We start from the raw sequence: 16,004 nt of genomic DNA, 5'->3' as shown, positions 1-16,004 counted from the left end.
AGGCAAGAGCCTGATTCCCAAACACAAAAACACAGCATTTACTAGGAGAAAGTAAATCATGGTTAACATCACAATTCAAAACCTAGAAGTTGAATCTACTGCATTGAATCAAGTTTCCTCCGGCGAAATGGAAAAAGTTGTTGGTGGTGCAACTTTCAATTATAACCAGTTTACCCGAGCGATTGTAGCATACATTGCAACAAGTGGTTTCATAGCTCTAGTATCCGAGTTGCTCTAGACCAGTTAACCCCCTAGGACAATTAATCTTGTACCTCCTTGTATCTGTACGAGAGATGCTTAGTAAAAATTAGCTAATTTTGCTCCAAAAAACAGGGTGTAATTTTTACACCCTGTGTTATTTATTAGCTAAATATTTCACTTCTGAAGGTGGGTGAAGCGCAGGACATACATAAGTTACCACAACCAAAGCACAGCATTTACTAAGAGAAATTCAATCATGGCTAACATCACCATTAAAAACTTAGAAGTTGAATCTACTCAATTGCAGCAACTTTCTCCAGGGGAAATGGAGAAAATCATGGGCGGATTTATGTTCATCGGACCATTCTCCCAGATCACAAATAGACTTATTACTGTCAGTCTTATCCTTATTTTCCTTGACATGATATTCTCTTTATTATCTACAGGGTGGGGCGCAATCAGCGACAATACAGACTCTACAAGCCTCATGGATAACGATTTTGGACCTGTCTAAACCCATTTAAGAAGATTTGTATTTGGGAGCATCTACTCGAATGTTTAGCACAATTTCCAGGAGTTGCTAGACGTACTGTTGAGAGAATATACAGCACTTTTCAAGTAAATAAAGTACACACCTTAATCTCATAAATCTTGTGGGGTGGGCAGAAAAGCCCGCCCTTGTGTATCTCACTCAGATATAGCACTACGCATACACGTTAGGACATCATAATTGTGGTTTTAAGGGAACAGGGAACAGGGAATGGGAAACAACAAGCAGGGAAATGTCCTAACACTTGTGGTTACTGCTATAAAATACGCTGTAAATAATGGGTGGGTTAAGAATTCCTAACCCACCCTAATTGAAAGATTAAATCTGACTTTTATAGTTGAAAATCCGTCTGCTCAACCTGCTGCTTTAACCACTCAGCAAATAAATGGGCGATGATCTTATAACTTACCTGCTCATCTAATTGGGGTCGAATCATATCCTCGACAAAAATTAAATGTATACCTTTAGCTGTGACAATTGGTTTAAGTAACTGTGGTGGTTCAGCTGCAAATAGAGCTGCGGAAATATCTGGATGTAAATTTTGACGACCCATCACCCCTCGATATCCACATTGGCGACGTAGTTCTACATCTTGAATATATTGATGAGCGACATCATAAAAACTTTTCTCCCCTTCTTTAACTGCATAAAATAATTCCCAGGCTAAATCCTCATCATCTAAGATAACTTCATACATGATCACCTGTAGGTAATCTACTTGATGGTTATAAAAGTATGCTTCAACTTCACCAGCAAACAAATGATGACTTAATTTAGCGGTTAGGAGGTTTGTATAGATAATTTCCTCAAAATCCTCTAAAGATAAACCATGTTTTTTTAACCATGTCCAAGTTTCATCAGTGGTGGTGAGTTGGTTAACTAACCGCATTTGGTCTGCTGTTTGTTGTAATTCTGCAACTTCTACTTTTATCCCCACTTCATCCGCCCTATTTTTAATGATTTTGCGCTGAATAATCTGCTCAACTGTTTCAGGAATTTTTCCAGATAGTTTGATTTGACGTAAAATATCTTCTTGAGTGACGACCATGGGGTATGACATAATCTTGTCCTACTTAATTTACAATTCTCGAATTGACTGCTATAACTTAAAATTCCCTGCTTGTAATTGCTTGAAGGGGTCAATGATAAAATCAATAATTCGCCGCTGACGTAAAATTACCTCCGCTGTAGCAGTATCTCCAGGACGTAAGGGGATACATTGATTTCTCTGTGGGATACAGTTGTCTGGTAAGCTGATTTCTAAGTTATAAGCTGATACTTTCCCCTGGGGTGTATCTATATCTATAGTTGTGGGAGAAATGCTCATTAACTCTCCTTCCATGACTCCATAATCTTGGAAAGGATAAGCATCAAATTTCAGCTTGACTGGTAATTTCTCATTCAGAGAACCACTGTGTGCGGTTGCTATTTGCGCTCTCATCACTAAAGGTGAATCAAGCGGCGCAATTTCTGCAACCATTGTTCCTGCTTGAACCACAGCGCCAGCTTTTTGAATGGGTAATTGAAATATAGTCCCGGTCATGGGTGCTGTGACTTCCCTTTGTGCTAGTTGAATATTCAGAGATTCAATCTGTCTTTGAGTTTGAGCGATTTCCGCTTCTAGTGCGGTGATTTCTGTGGCTAAATTATTTTGTTGTTCCTGAATACGTAGTAAAGCTAATTCACCGGAACGCTTGAGGGTTTCATAACTGCGTTCTTGTTCCCTCGCTCTGAGTTCTGCTTGGGTAATATCAGCTTTTCCCTGTTTGATCACTCGTTGATAACTGCTTTGCTGTTCTGCTAAACGTAATTCAGCTTGTTGGATATCTGACTGACTTTGTTCATATAACTGTTGTCTTTGTTTTGCTTGTTCTTGCTTTTCTACAAGATTAATTTCAGGGATGACCCCTTCTTGGTATAATTCCCTGTATCTGGTTTCTTCTCGTTGGGCGATCGCCAAGCTGCTTGCAGTTAACTTATGAGCAGTGATACTATGGGCTAAATTTTGTTTAGCCTGGTTGACTTGAGATAATTTTTCCGACTTTTGTAACTCCCAGTTATTTGTTAATGCTATTAATTGTTGTCTAGCTTGGTCGATTTGGGATTGTTTTTCTAACTGCTGGGATTGATTTTGTTGTTGTTGAGTGCTGAAAGTCACTACTAACTGATTTTGCAGAGTAGTTAATTGCGATCGCCTATTTAATTGTCCCTCTAACCTGTCCTTCACCTGAGCTAATTCAGCTCTCACTAAATCTGAATCTAACAGTAATAGAGGTTGTCCATCTGTGACTTCCTGTCCTTCCTGAATCATAATTTCTCTCACAGTCCCAGATACGGGACTATCTAACCTCATGGTTTTACCTTCCGGTTCAATTTTCCCCCTAGCTGTACCTGTTTCATCCACCTTAGATAACATCGCCCAGGGTAAAATAATTGCCACAAATATCACTAAAAAGTACAGTAATCCCCTAGTCCACACTTGGGGTAAAGCATCTAATAGTTCTTGAGTTGCAAAAGACCAATGAGCGTGAGATTTTACCTGTACTGGAACCTGGGGGGATTTCTCCATAGTCTCAGGAGTTATATATAAAATGTCTTCCGTCGGGACTTTTCCATTTTCATTGATTGTATATGACATAAATTTACCTCAATTGACCTCAATTTCCCTCAGAAAATATCGCCCAACCATCTCTAGTTATGTCCTATTAAAAGTTAATAGTCACAACTCCTATATTTAGGAATAATCCTTGTTACCTAATTGCTGTTGATTGAGGTAGAAATAGTGTCCACGTTTGTCGATTAATTGCTCATGACTACCACATTCAATCAACATACCTTGATCTAAAACCAAAATTAAATCAGCATTCCTGATCGTAGACAGACGATGAGCAATAATTAAAGCAGTTCTCCCCTTGAGAATTTGCTGCAAATTCTGCTGAATTATCCGTTCTGATTCCGGATCAAGGTGAGAAGTAGCTTCATCAAAAATCAAGAGTTTGGGATTACCTAATAAAGCGCGGGCGATCGCAATTCTTTGTCTTTGTCCCCCAGATAATAAACCGCCCCCTTCACCAATTTGAGTTTCATAACCCATAGGTAATTGCTGGATAAACTCATCAGCACCTGCTAATTGAGCAGCGGTGATAATTTCCTCTAAACTTGCATCTGGATGTCCTAAACTGATATTTTCCCGGATAGTATTACCAAACAAAAAAGTATCTTGATCAACCACACCCACCTGTTGGCGCAGAGAATCTAAACAGATGGTAGTAATATCATGTCCATCAATTAAGATTTTACCATTAGTAGGTGGATACAGACCTAAAACCAGCTTAGAGATTGTAGTTTTACCAGACCCACTACGCCCCACTAAAGCCACTGTTTGTCCTGATTTAATTGAAAAATTGACATTTTGCAGAATATTAACATTAGCATCCTCATGATAACGAAAGGTCACATGTTGAAAATCAATATTACCCTGAATTTCCGGTAAAGTTTGCCGTTGTTGCTCTTGTATATCCTCTTCTGGTTTAGCATCTAATACATCATTAATCCTTTCCACAGCAATGATTACCTCTTGCAACTGGTTCCACAACACAGTTAATCTTTTAAAAGGGTTAATAATATTGCCTAAAAGCATATTAAATGCTACCAACTGCCCAATAGATAATTGATTCTCAATTACCAGATATGCCCCATACCACAATAAAGCCGTGGATACACAAGCCTCAATTGTATTACTAAAAATCTGTAACCGATTGCCAATTACTTGCCCAGAAAAGTTAGTTTTTATCTCCTTGTTTAATAACTCTTCCCAATGCCAACGCACTGTTTGTTCTACCGCCGTTGATTTGATAGTTCTAATACCAGTTAAAGCTTCAATAATGTAACTATTTTCCTGAACTGAAGCCTTAAAAATTTGTCGGGAAATTCGCTGTAAAAAAGGTGTAGCAATCAAAGCCAGACCCAAAAATGGCGGGACAATTACCAAAGATATTAAAGCCATTTGCCAACTGTACCAAAACATCAAACCCAGATAAATAAATACAGTTATAAAATCTAGAATGATTGATAATGCTTCCCCAGAAATAAAGCTTTGGATTTTGCTATTTTCCTGTAACCGAGAGACAATATCACCCACATAACGATTTTCAAAATAGCTTAAAGGTAATCGGAAAGTGTGACGAATAAACGCCACCACCAAGGCCACATTAATCTTATTACCAGTGTGGTCGATGAGATATTGCCTTAAACCTGTCATGGCCACACGGAACAGGCTAAAGATCATCAAACCCAACCCTACAGCCATTAAGGTTAAATGAGACCGTTGTACTATCACACGGTCTAAAATCAGTTGTGTAAATAAGGGTGTAATCAGTCCAAATATTTGAATAAATATGGAAGCAATAAATACTTCCCCTATGACCACACCATGAGGCTTGACCAGTTGAAAAAATTGCCAAAAAGGAGTTGTACTTTCTTGTGCATTCTTAAATAAAGCCGTTGGTTCTAGCAGGAGTGTATACCCAGTCCAACCCGCCTGAAATTCTGAGTAAGAAAGAGTCAGTTGACCAACAGCGGGGTCAGCAACTATCACCTTTTGAGGGGTAATTTCATAGACAACAATATAGTGTTTTCCTTCCCAATGGACAATAGCAGGTAGTGTTTGTTGTGCTAACTGCTGGATATTAGCTTTCACCGGACGGGTATTAAAACCCAGGCTTTCAGCGGTGGTGGTTAACCCACGCAAGGATACACCATTACGATCAACATTAGCCATCTCCCGCAACCGGTTGAGGTTAAATTGTTTCCCCCAATAGAGAGACACCATCACTAAACAAGCAGCACCGCAATCAGAAGCGCTATGTTGGGCAAAAAAGGGATAACGGCGAGTAATTCTTTGTAATAGATGACGAACTTTTTGGGTAGGAGTGGGAAGGTAAGCTTGACTAATTTTTTGTCTGGTTTGGTGGTGATTTTCTCCGGTAGTGACCCTTGGTAATGGCTGCTGAGATGGAGAATGGAGAATATGGGTTTTTGTTTTTAGGTGCTCTTGAATTTGTGGGTATTTATCCATTAAGTTTTTGAGCAATTCACCAGGGAAAAAACACAACCGCAGACTTTCACTGGCTCGCGCACCATAAACTTGACAGTTAAGATTGGGAAACAATGTATGATGTCCGAAGGATTCTCCCTTTCTCACCGTCGTAATTACTTCTCCACTGTCATCAATTAACCTCACTTTGCTGCTAAGTACAACATAAATCCCGGGTTCAACTCCTGTCCCTGACCAAAATTTCCCTATTTTCGGTTCTCTGTATTTTAGTTGCTGTCCATAGATTTGAAATTCTGCGACAGAAAAGGAATATCCTAGGGTTTGATTGAATAATTCCTGGGAAATTTGTGTTTTAACTGATTCTTGGACCATAAATTTAGAGAATTTAGAAGATGATGATCTGATTTTGTGAAATTGAGTAAGTACTTGATAGGTTTCCCCTTCTAAAAACGGACACAATCATCTGTTACCCCTGGGTTTATGAGGAGCATCGTCTTAACTCACCCCCCAAGGGTTTGCAAATTAGGGGATGATAGCTATTTAATTTTTCTTAAACTTCAGCAATTGAATCGGTACAATTACATTAGTATTACCCCTAGATTGTCCCGTGATATCAGTGATAGATATTTGGCAAGTCACACCTTCATGGGTATTTTCTGATGCAGTTTCAGATTTACCTTTAGTGGATAGTCCCATTTGTTTGAGTAGGCGTTTGATATGACATTCACTCAATTGCAGCCCAAACTCTTTAGCTAAGTGTTTACTTAACCAGTTAGCTGTCCAGCGCCGAAAACCATAACCATAGTCGTGGGGATGATGGTTGACAAGTTCTTCAAGGCGTGCTATGTATTCCTCATTGATCGCCTTGGGACGACCAACTGGGGATGCTTCCCACTCGTGGGCTTTCCCACTACGGGCTATATGTATCCAATGTCTAGCGGTAGCTGAACAGCATCCTAAAGTACGACATATTTCCCTTTGTGATTTTCCTTCATCTGCCAACAGCATAATTGAAATCCGTTGGCGGTATAATTCTGGTATATCTTCTGCCAACTTTTTGAGTAATAATTGGCGTTGAAATGGTGTCAATAATTTACCATTCATCTTAGATACCTAATATTTGATTGCTGGTTTTTATACCATAATTGTCGTAATTAACGGTAAAATACCTTATTGTCAGGTATGGCTGGTATCTCCCAATGTCAATAGGTTATAGATCATTCTCCCCATGATGGCGACATCGACCAAAAGGAATAGAAGTAGTGCCTAATTATACGATTAGCCGCAAAATAGACATCCTCAGCCCATCACCTCTAATTTTGATGGATAGGCATATCAAGTCAGCCATATACTTGCAACTCAAGGTATATAGAAAGGTTCTTTTCTAAAACTAAGAAAGTCTGCTACAACTGCTCAAGGCAGATGGTTTTGATATATGGGAACTTATGACTGGGTAACGTTGTTTTCCACAGTTTACTATCTCAACGGTGTTTGTTGTTTGTTGAAACTCATATTAAGCAAATGAGATACTCAATTGCAACTCATATGCAACAACATCTCTTACTGGGGGACTCGCCAAAGGATGATATTATTGTCTTCACCACCAGTGATGAGGGTCCGACCATCAGGGCTGATCGCCAAGGCGGTGACAGTGTCCGCGTGTCCCACAAGTCTACGCATTTCTTTACCTGTGGCTAAATCCCAAAGTCTAATTGTGCGATCGCCCCCACCACTAACCAGAGTACTATGATCGGGACTAAAAGCAATGGATGTAACAGTTGCCATATTTTCTGCTAGTGTCTGGGTTTTCTCTTCGGTAGCTAAATCCCCCAGTGTCATCGTCCGTAGCTTACCGCCAGAAGCAATCCCTAGGGTCTGACCATCTGCACTCAAAGCCACACCTGTAACTATTTCCCCATCTTGCTCAACTGTGCGGAGCAAAACTGCTCTGTTCAGATCCCAAATTTTAATAGTTTTGTCAAAACTACCACTGGCCAAAGTCACACCATCCCCACTCATAGCTAGTGAACGCACCCAAGATGTATGTCCTCTGAGTGTACCTCTTAACCTTCCCGTGGGCATATTCCACAGTTTAATAGTACCATCATCACTACCACTAACTAGAGTCCTAGCATCCGGGCTAAAGGCTAAGGCGTGAATTGCATCCGCATGTCCCCTGAGGGTTCGCAGCAACTCACCAGTAGGAAGATCCCAAATTTTGATAGTTTGATCATCACCACCACTAACTAAAGTACTTCCATCGGGGCTGATAGCTACCACATTCACCCTTTGTCGGCTATTGACCGTAGTAATTTCCTCTCCTGTAGCCAAATTCCAAACTTTAATACTCCCTTCCCCACTGCTGGCAAAAATCTGACTATCAGGACTAATAGCTACAGATAAAACCACATCTTCATGACCTTCTAGGGCTTGAGCCAAGGTAATATTCTTCAAAGGTGAATTAAGGGACTCATCGGCAACTACTCCCCCTCCACTGCTATGATCTTGAGTCAATGTAGACAATAAAGCAGTCTGAAAGCGTTGATATTGCTGATACCAAGAATCTTCAATCCCAAATAACATCATCAAAGCACTTACTAAAACTATATTCTTCAGTAAGGCATATTTGATTGGTAAAGATGAAATCTGAGTTACCGGTATTTTTACGGTAGATTTAGCTGCTCTTGGCAGTGCTAGTGGTTGTTTTACCTTCAAGTCTCTCATGACTTCATCGGCTGATTGGTAACGCTGTTGTATATCTTTTTTCAACAGCTGATCAAGAACATTATCCAATTCAGCACTCAATGGACTGCGCAGATATTGTCGCCAATTAGTCACCCAACCATAGCCATGTTCTAGCCACAACTGAAAGGGAGAAATTCCAGTTAGTAAATGAAAGCAGGTAGCCCCCAAAGCAAACAAATCACTAGCAGGGTAAGCCTTACCATCTCTAATTTGCTCCAATGGCGAATAACCATGGGAACCAATTGAAGTCCCCATTTTCTTCTGTGCTCTGGTGGTTAACTGCTTCGAGGAACCAAAATCTATCAGGCTTAATCGTCCGTCACCATGTCGTCGAATAATATTTTCTGGTTTGATGTCCCGGTGAATCACACCACGCTCATGGATAAACTGGAGGACAGGCAATAAATGCAGCAAAATTGCCTTAATTTCCGCCGGTTTATAAACTTTTCGCCGTTGCAACTCGCTTAACAAATTTTGCCCATTCACAAACTGCTGCACTAAATACAAGCAGTTATCTTGCTCAAAATAAGCTAAAAGAGTTGGTATTTGTGGGTGTTCTCCTAGCTCTTGTAGACGTTTGGCTTCTTGAGCAAATAATTCTACAGCTTTTTTTTGCGACCAAGTCCCTTGAAACTTCGGCGCTAATTGCTTGACAACACAACGTTCATTTAGTTTGTCTGTATCCTCGGATAAATAGGTTCTGCCAAATCCCCCTTCATCGGAAAGCAACCGAATCACACGGAAGCGATTTCGCAAAAGTGGCACCAAGGGGGTGTTACAACTTTGGCATAACTTCTGTGTGTCAGGATTGAGGGGATTTGGGCAATCGGGATTTAAGCAGCAGATCATGATCTGACAGGCGCGACTGCACAATAAATGATGTTAAGTTAGCCCCGCAACTTCCCTTAATTAACACTGGCTCTGACTACATCATGGTAGAAAACACTGCTGTAGGGGATTGGGGATTTACTTATATACTCAGTTTTGGTAAATGCTCACCCATTTTTCTGTGGGCACGGAAAACTATCAGAGCCACGAAATCGATAATTTTTGGTAATTATATTATAATATAATAGCACTCTATCCAACTGCCACAAAACTCGATCTATTTTTACATTGTAACTAGACAAACATTTAAAAAATCCCGATTAATTCAAATAACCGGGGTTAGGGATATGATGTATTTCTAATTACCTGTAACTTTTTCCAAAAAGTTTTTAACATCCTCTTCTACTGAAGTTGAACTCTGTGAATTTTCAGGGGTCTTCATCTTATCTATGTCAGCGTCTCCCTGAATTTCATTCAGTCCTTTGCTTGACTTTTCTTGAGTTTCTTTGAGTCCCAAAGGTTTGGATTTACCCGCTTCGTCAGTTCTGCGTTGTGTTTCTAAAAGCTGTGTCGGGCCTTCTTGAGGATCACTTTGATAACTACTGATGGCAAACGCAGCTGAGGCGCTGGAGAAAAATAGCAGGACACAGGCAGAAGCCACAACTATAAACCTTACTGGGCGTAAAATCCATAAAATCACATGATAATTATTCATCTTCAATCCTCAATCACAGTTTTAACACCGTCATGTTTGCACACAATAATATTGAGTAATTAATAGCTTTATTTGTCATTCTCCTTGTTTTTATTTCTAAGTACTATCTTATGAGTAAATCACTCACCCTTGTATCGACCTGGAGAATGACATTTATTTATATTGTATTTATATTCTTCTATATTTTTCCGTCAATCAATCTTGAGCTAGAGGAATTTCAGAGGAATTCAACATTGCTCTCAACATACTACACTTGTATTACTAGACTGTGCACACATTGAAGGAGCAAAAGTTATGCACCATGCGATCGCCCGCACTCCCACTACTGAAATGGAAGTTACCAGTATCCGCCTGGAAAAGGAACTCAAAGATAAACTCAAAGAAATAGCCCATAACCAGGGATATCAGGCTTTGATTAGAGAGATCCTCTGGAACTATGTACAACAAAAATCAGGTGAGTGGAAACCCGGATTTTCCCGAGCCGATATTAGAGCTAGTGTACAAGCTACAGCTGAACAACAAGAGCGTTGTGTACTGACGGGTCAATTAATTCATCCCGAAGAATCCATGTTTTTAGGACTAACTAAGAATGGTGAGATGGTTCCTCTGAGTCTAGAAAGTTTAGCCCCTGAGTGAAAAATCTGCTGCATTCACAACCTGGCTTTACATCCCCACCCGATCGAGGGATGGGGTATGACAGTGATTTCAGATCAACTGGCATCAATTTTCTGAGCGGATATTTTGTTAAAATTATATGGAAGTCTCCACGCTCAACAGAAATCTTAAAGTAACTTTGCTAAAAACGGACTAGAGGATGTAGAAACCTCTAGTTCAGGCGAAGCCAACTAGAGTTCATTTGTCTGATCCTGAAAACTGACGACCCCCAGGGTTTTATGTTGAATGGGGCGCAGTTGCAGGGTCTCCCAAGCTTAAATGTCCCACCAGAGCGAAATTGTTTGCATCCTAACCGTGGCCAAATTTCCCGATGAAAGCCAACCAGATTCCGCAAGTGACTGAAAAATCGAAAATCACAGAAAACCTGGATCTCAGCCCCGCTAGAGATGAAACCGCTCTAGAAAACAATTTGGCTGTTGATGCAGTTACTTTACCAGATGTGGCAGTTCAAATTGAGAAAATAGCCGAAAGAAAGCGAAAAATCGCCGCTAAAATCCAAATTCCTCACCCAGTTGAACGGATTTGGAAAGTACTAACAGACTATGAAGCCTTGTCTGAGTTCATTCCCAACCTGGCTCAAAGTTCCTTGTTAGAGCATCCTCATGGTGGTATTCGGCTTGAACAAATCGGTTCCCAGCGCCTACTCAAGTTCAACTTTTGCGCCCGTGTGGTTTTGGATTTGGAAGAAAAGTTCCCTAAACAGATTAATTTCTCCATGGTAGAGGGAGATTTTAAAGACTTTTCTGGGAACTGGTGTTTAGAACCTGATCCTCGGGGTGAAGAATTTGGTACTACCTTGTGTTATACCATTCAAGTCTGGCCTAAACTGACGATGCCGATCGCAATTATTGAACGTCGCCTCAGCGATGATTTGCGGTTAAATCTTGTAGCTATTCACCAGCGGGTCGAGGAGTTATGGCAAACTGCTAAATAGATTTTGAGTATATTTACTATGTTCTGAATCAAAAACAATCAGCCTTTTCTAGGAAAGGGCTGATATATAGAAAAAATTATTTGCTTTTACATTTACATATACCCCCAGGGGAATTCGAATCCCCGTCGCCTCCGTGAAAGGGAGGTGTCCTAGGCCTCTAGACGATGGGGGCTTCAGACTCAGACTTTATATATATTAATTAGTTTTCCATTGGATGTCAATAGGTTTTGCAAAAAAAAATTTTCGCGGCTAACATAGGCGACAATACACAGATGATTTTCAAGTTTGTGCATTCAGAACACAAAGCTATAGGATGGCCAGCCATGAATGTAGCTGTGGTTTTTTTATCGCTGTTGGATACTAATTAGAGGACTGTTGAATTTTTGCCCTAGCAGATCAGCCAATCAAGTAATATCCACGACTAAGTATGAAAAAAACTCTGGATTTCCCTGGAAGGTATGTGATGTTGTACGCTGTAGAAGTAATATTTACTATTCTTTACAAAAGATTTTGAAACACATAGCTCAAAATCTACAACATGGAAGCATCTTTTGAAATCACCCTACAGATGGTAAGCGTTGTTGTTGCAGGCATTACTGCCCAGGTCTTGGCTGCATATTTTCGCTTACCTAGTATTGTCTTGTTATTACTACTAGGAATTCTCCTAGGCTCCGATGGGCTGGGATTGTTGCATCCTCATGTCCTCGGAGCCGGACTAGAAGTGATTGTTGCCCTAGCAACAGCAATAATTTTATTTGAAGGCGGACTCAATTTGGATATACAGGAACTGGGGAGAGTTTCAGTTAGCCTACAATTGCTGGTCACCCTGGGAACACTGATTACATTAATTGGCGGTAGTATGGCAGCCCACTGGCTGGGGGAATTTCCTTGGAATATAGCCTTTCTCTACGGCTCGATCATTGTAGTTACAGGGCCAACTGTCATCAGTCCCCTGCTCAAACAAATCAACGTAGATCGTCAGGTGGCAACTATTTTAGAAGGAGAAGGAGTTTTAATCGACCCAGTAGGAGCTATTCTAGCTTTCGTTGTCCTAGACACCATCACTAACGGCGATGCTGACCCCCTCAATGCCATCATGGGCTTACTGATGCGTCTGGGAATTGGTGCGGCAATTGGTGGGACAGGGGGCTACTTGATGAGCTTGATTTTCAAACGCGCTAATTTCCTCTCATCGGAGTTAAAAAACCTAGTGGTGTTGGCGATTCTGTGGGGTCTGTTTACCGTAGCCCAGACGATTCGGAGCGAATCGGGAATTATGACCACGGTGATCGCTGGTGCGGTATTTGCTAACTCCTCAGTGCCAGAAGAGCGACTGTTACGCAGCTTCAAGGGTCAGCTAACAATCCTGGGTGTGTCGGTGCTATTTATTCTCCTGGCGGCAGACCTTTCTATTGCCAGTGTCTTTGCTTTGGGTTGGGGCAGTGTATTGACTGTTTTAGTCCTCATGTTGGTTGTTCGCCCGATTAACATTCTTTGCTGTACTTGGAACAGTAACTTGAATTGGCGACAGAAACTATTTTTAAGTTGGGTGGCCCCTAGGGGCATTGTCAGTGCTTCTGTGGCCTCTTTGTTTGCCATTGCCTTGACACAGCGGGGTATTAATGGTGGTGATGCTATTAAAGCTCTGGTATTCTTGACAATTATCATGACGGTGGTTTGTCAAGGGTTAACAGCCGGAACAATTGCTAAATGGCTGCGGATCACCTCTGAGGATGCCACCGGGGCGGTGATTGTGGGTTGTAATCCCTTGAGCTTGTTGATTGCCCGTTTCTTTCAAGAACGGGGAGAAAAAGTAGTGATGATTGATACTGACCCCGAAAGTTGTGCCAAAGCAGCAGCGGCAGATATTCCGGTGATTTCTAGCAGCGGATTAGATGTTTCTGTTTTGGAGGAAGCCGGACTGGCTGGTGTGGGAACTTTCGTGGCTATGACCAATAATGGTGAGGTGAATTTTGTCTTAGCTCAACGGGCGGCTGAAGAATTTAGCCCACCGCGTGTTTTAGCAGTGTTTCCCCGGAAAACCCAAGCTAATTCTAGTTCTAATCACAAGGTTAACCAAGCTTTTACTACCGAGTTGGCCATTAAGACTTGGAATGAGTATCTCAACGATGGCAGAGTCAAGTTGGGAACAACTACACTCAATGATGCCGAATTTACTAAACAACAAGAGCGTATTCAAGAGAAGATTAAGAGCGGAGATTTGATTCCGTTGTTGGTGGAAAGAGAAAACCGTCTACAGGTAGTACCTGCTCATCAAGAATGGTTAGTAGGCGATCGCATTATCTACTTGTTACATGACCCCAGACCCAACTTGTTAAAGCGTTTATCCGGTGGTAGCCAATCAACTCGTCTGTCTCTGGAAACTTTACCAGAGGTGGAAGAGGTACCTTTAGAGAAGTTACCTCAACTGTTTACTGGTGATACTCCTCAGAAGTAAATGTGAGTATGTCAATGCCTAGCCTTTGTGCACTACTATCAAGACAACTGACATTGCCAAGGCTACGCCAGACAATAGCTGAATGTGGTATAATGATAAATACTAAAGGCAATTTATAAATTCCCCTGCCAAAAAAACATAAATTAGGCTAAAATAGTCGGCTAGTAAACCCCGCAATTGCAACAGATATAGTTATATATTTAGCCTGATGCCATGGCATCCAGTGGCAACTACCCTAGATTCAGTGCTCATATTGTGCAACTCCTCATAAAAATTGCCCTTCAACAGTGGTGCTTGTCCCCTGTCTCATCCAAAATTTAGAAAGTTGAAAACTACCATATCCTGACACTTTGAGTACCAGTATATGAAGTGATGATTTTGCGCAGGATGCATCTCTTGTAATTAAGATAAAATTGCTTTGCTAGTCAACCGCAATCCAGCCGAGTGAACGATAACAGCTATGTCCTACGTCTCCCTGCTAAAAAATGTACCAGAATTTCTCAGCCGACCAACTGGGATAGCAGTAATAGCCTCCCTTGGTATCCACGCTGCTATTGCGTTGATTGTACCATTGATGCCTGTAGATTCTGATTCCTCTCAACCATCAGAAGTACCACAATCAGTTGGAATCTTGGAATTGAGCCAAGCTGATCAAGAGCGTCTCCCAGAAAATCCCAAAGTATCGCCTGAAACATTCCAATCCTCACTGCCGACAGAATTGTCACTATCTCCAAGACCGCCACTTCTGCCTCCGAATCTGGATATTCCCACAAACCTACCGCCGTTACCATCATCTCCTCAGACACAGCCTGTATTGCCCCCAGTCAGGACAAGACTAAACTATCCCACTGTTGCTGCTAATCCTAATATTTCCTTGCCCCAGAGGCCTCCCACACCAACACCGCAACCTAGGATCGAATCTGAGGCTCCCCAACAGCAATATCGGTTTACCCCTGATTTTAATGCTGCTGCGCAAAGGTTTACTCCTTCTAGGCGGACTTTTAATCACAGTGAAATACAACTGGCAGTCAACTCAATACCTGTAGACAAATTGCCAAAAGTAAATCCATCTCCATTACCTGCTGATTTAGTAAATACCCCCCCTACTACCACAGCAGTAAATAATAATGCAACTTCAGGAACCACAAAGGATGATGCTGCCCAAACTGCTCGCCAGCAAGCCCTGGGAGATCGTCTCCAAGAAAGCCGACAACAACCTGAGCAACTGGGTAATCAAAACACTGCTAAATTGCAGCCAGCATCTACTCCCGAAAAAACACAATTGCCCTTGCAAAAAGTAAATCCAGAGCAAGGAGCGATCGCCCGCTTAAACTCGCATCAGCAGATCAGACAACAAATTCAGCAAGAGTACCCCAACTCACAGCAAAAACCAGTGCTTCGCGACACCATTACAGTCAATCAGCCCCAGATGGAAGGGACAGTCTGGGGGTTCTTAGTGGTGGGTACTCAAGGGGAAGTTTTAGATATTAAATTTCCCAGGGAACTAGTTTCTACTGAGTTGGAATCAAAGGCCAGAAAGTATTTCTCTACTAACTCCCCTCAAGGAGATCGGCAAGTCAGCATTTATCCATTTAACCTCAGTTTCCAAAAAAATGGTAACACTGCTGCAACTACTGTCAAACCATTACCAGAACTAAGAATCCCCAATAATCAGCAGTCAGCACCCACCGAGGCTGTTACTGCCAAGACTACACCTGAAACTAATAATACTTCACTCAATTCCACTCTAGAATCTAGTGAAAAATTAATACAACAGTTGCGCCAAGTGCGAGAGGAAAGAACAAACTCTAATTTAGAAGAATCAAATTAAGAGTACCGAGT

At 41.3% G+C, this 16,004-nt stretch carries 12 protein-coding genes and 1 tRNA gene; 6 read left to right on the top strand and 7 right to left on the bottom strand.

Going from position 1 to position 16,004, the window contains the following annotated elements:
- Nucleotides 1-58 precede the first annotated feature (58 nt).
- The gene (locus IM676_RS02545; RefSeq protein WP_200988838.1) at nucleotides 59-238 is read left to right on the top strand and encodes a hypothetical protein; all 180 of its coding nucleotides are present in this window, start codon (nucleotides 59-61) and stop codon (nucleotides 236-238) included.
- A gap of 219 nt (nucleotides 239-457) precedes the next feature.
- Complete coding sequence (locus IM676_RS02540; RefSeq protein WP_200988837.1) at nucleotides 458-715, top strand: hypothetical protein; 258 nt, start codon at nucleotides 458-460, stop codon at nucleotides 713-715.
- 367 nt (nucleotides 716-1,082) lie between these two features.
- On the opposite strand, the gene IM676_RS02535 is transcribed toward IM676_RS02540, so the two are convergent.
- From IM676_RS02535 to IM676_RS02510, 6 genes are all read right to left on the bottom strand, one after another.
- Nucleotides 1,083-1,811, bottom strand: a complete 729-nt coding sequence (locus IM676_RS02535; protein WP_200988836.1) for a foldase protein PrsA — start codon at nucleotides 1,809-1,811, stop codon at nucleotides 1,083-1,085.
- 39 nt (nucleotides 1,812-1,850) lie between these two features.
- Complete coding sequence (locus IM676_RS02530; protein ID WP_200988835.1) at nucleotides 1,851-3,389, bottom strand: HlyD family efflux transporter periplasmic adaptor subunit; 1,539 nt, start codon at nucleotides 3,387-3,389, stop codon at nucleotides 1,851-1,853.
- A 96-nt stretch (nucleotides 3,390-3,485) separates the two neighbouring features.
- The gene (locus IM676_RS02525; protein ID WP_200988834.1) at nucleotides 3,486-6,179 is read right to left on the bottom strand and encodes a peptidase domain-containing ABC transporter; all 2,694 of its coding nucleotides are present in this window, start codon (nucleotides 6,177-6,179) and stop codon (nucleotides 3,486-3,488) included.
- Between the two features lie 168 nt (nucleotides 6,180-6,347).
- Nucleotides 6,348-6,911, bottom strand: a complete 564-nt coding sequence (locus IM676_RS02520) for a helix-turn-helix domain-containing protein (RefSeq protein WP_200988833.1) — start codon at nucleotides 6,909-6,911, stop codon at nucleotides 6,348-6,350.
- Nucleotides 6,912-7,367: 456 nt separating this feature from the next.
- Nucleotides 7,368-9,401 carry a serine/threonine-protein kinase gene (locus tag IM676_RS02515; RefSeq protein ID WP_200988832.1) on the bottom strand — a complete coding sequence of 678 codons (2,034 nt, stop codon included), beginning with the start codon at nucleotides 9,399-9,401 and terminating at the stop codon, nucleotides 7,368-7,370.
- 337 nt (nucleotides 9,402-9,738) lie between these two features.
- Nucleotides 9,739-10,095, bottom strand: coding sequence for a hypothetical protein (locus IM676_RS02510; protein ID WP_200988831.1), 357 nt, complete (start codon nucleotides 10,093-10,095; stop codon nucleotides 9,739-9,741).
- Nucleotides 10,096-10,389: 294 nt separating this feature from the next.
- On the opposite strand from IM676_RS02510, the gene IM676_RS02505 reads away from it, so the two are divergent.
- The gene (locus IM676_RS02505; RefSeq protein ID WP_200988830.1) at nucleotides 10,390-10,731 is read left to right on the top strand and encodes a ribbon-helix-helix domain-containing protein; all 342 of its coding nucleotides are present in this window, start codon (nucleotides 10,390-10,392) and stop codon (nucleotides 10,729-10,731) included.
- Nucleotides 10,732-11,080: 349 nt separating this feature from the next.
- A complete protein-coding gene (locus IM676_RS02500) occupies nucleotides 11,081-11,704 on the top strand; it encodes an SRPBCC family protein (RefSeq protein ID WP_200988829.1) in 624 nt (207 codons plus the stop codon).
- A gap of 99 nt (nucleotides 11,705-11,803) precedes the next feature.
- On the opposite strand, the gene IM676_RS02495 is transcribed toward IM676_RS02500, so the two are convergent.
- A tRNA-Glu gene (locus tag IM676_RS02495) sits at nucleotides 11,804-11,876 on the bottom strand.
- Nucleotides 11,877-12,242: 366 nt separating this feature from the next.
- Between IM676_RS02495 and IM676_RS02490 the strand changes: the two genes are divergently transcribed.
- Nucleotides 12,243-14,162, top strand: coding sequence for a cation:proton antiporter (locus IM676_RS02490; protein WP_200988828.1), 1,920 nt, complete (start codon nucleotides 12,243-12,245; stop codon nucleotides 14,160-14,162).
- Between the two features lie 460 nt (nucleotides 14,163-14,622).
- The gene (locus tag IM676_RS02485; RefSeq protein WP_200988827.1) at nucleotides 14,623-15,993 is read left to right on the top strand and encodes a hypothetical protein; all 1,371 of its coding nucleotides are present in this window, start codon (nucleotides 14,623-14,625) and stop codon (nucleotides 15,991-15,993) included.
- The last annotated feature ends 11 nt before the right edge of the window (nucleotides 15,994-16,004 follow it).

This window comes from Anabaenopsis elenkinii CCIBt3563 (assembly GCF_015245355.1).
Taxonomy (GTDB): Bacteria; Cyanobacteriota; Cyanobacteriia; order Cyanobacteriales; family Nostocaceae; genus Anabaenopsis; species Anabaenopsis elenkinii.
Note: the sequence above shows the minus strand (reverse complement) of the source record. Positions and strands in the feature narration are given on the sequence as shown.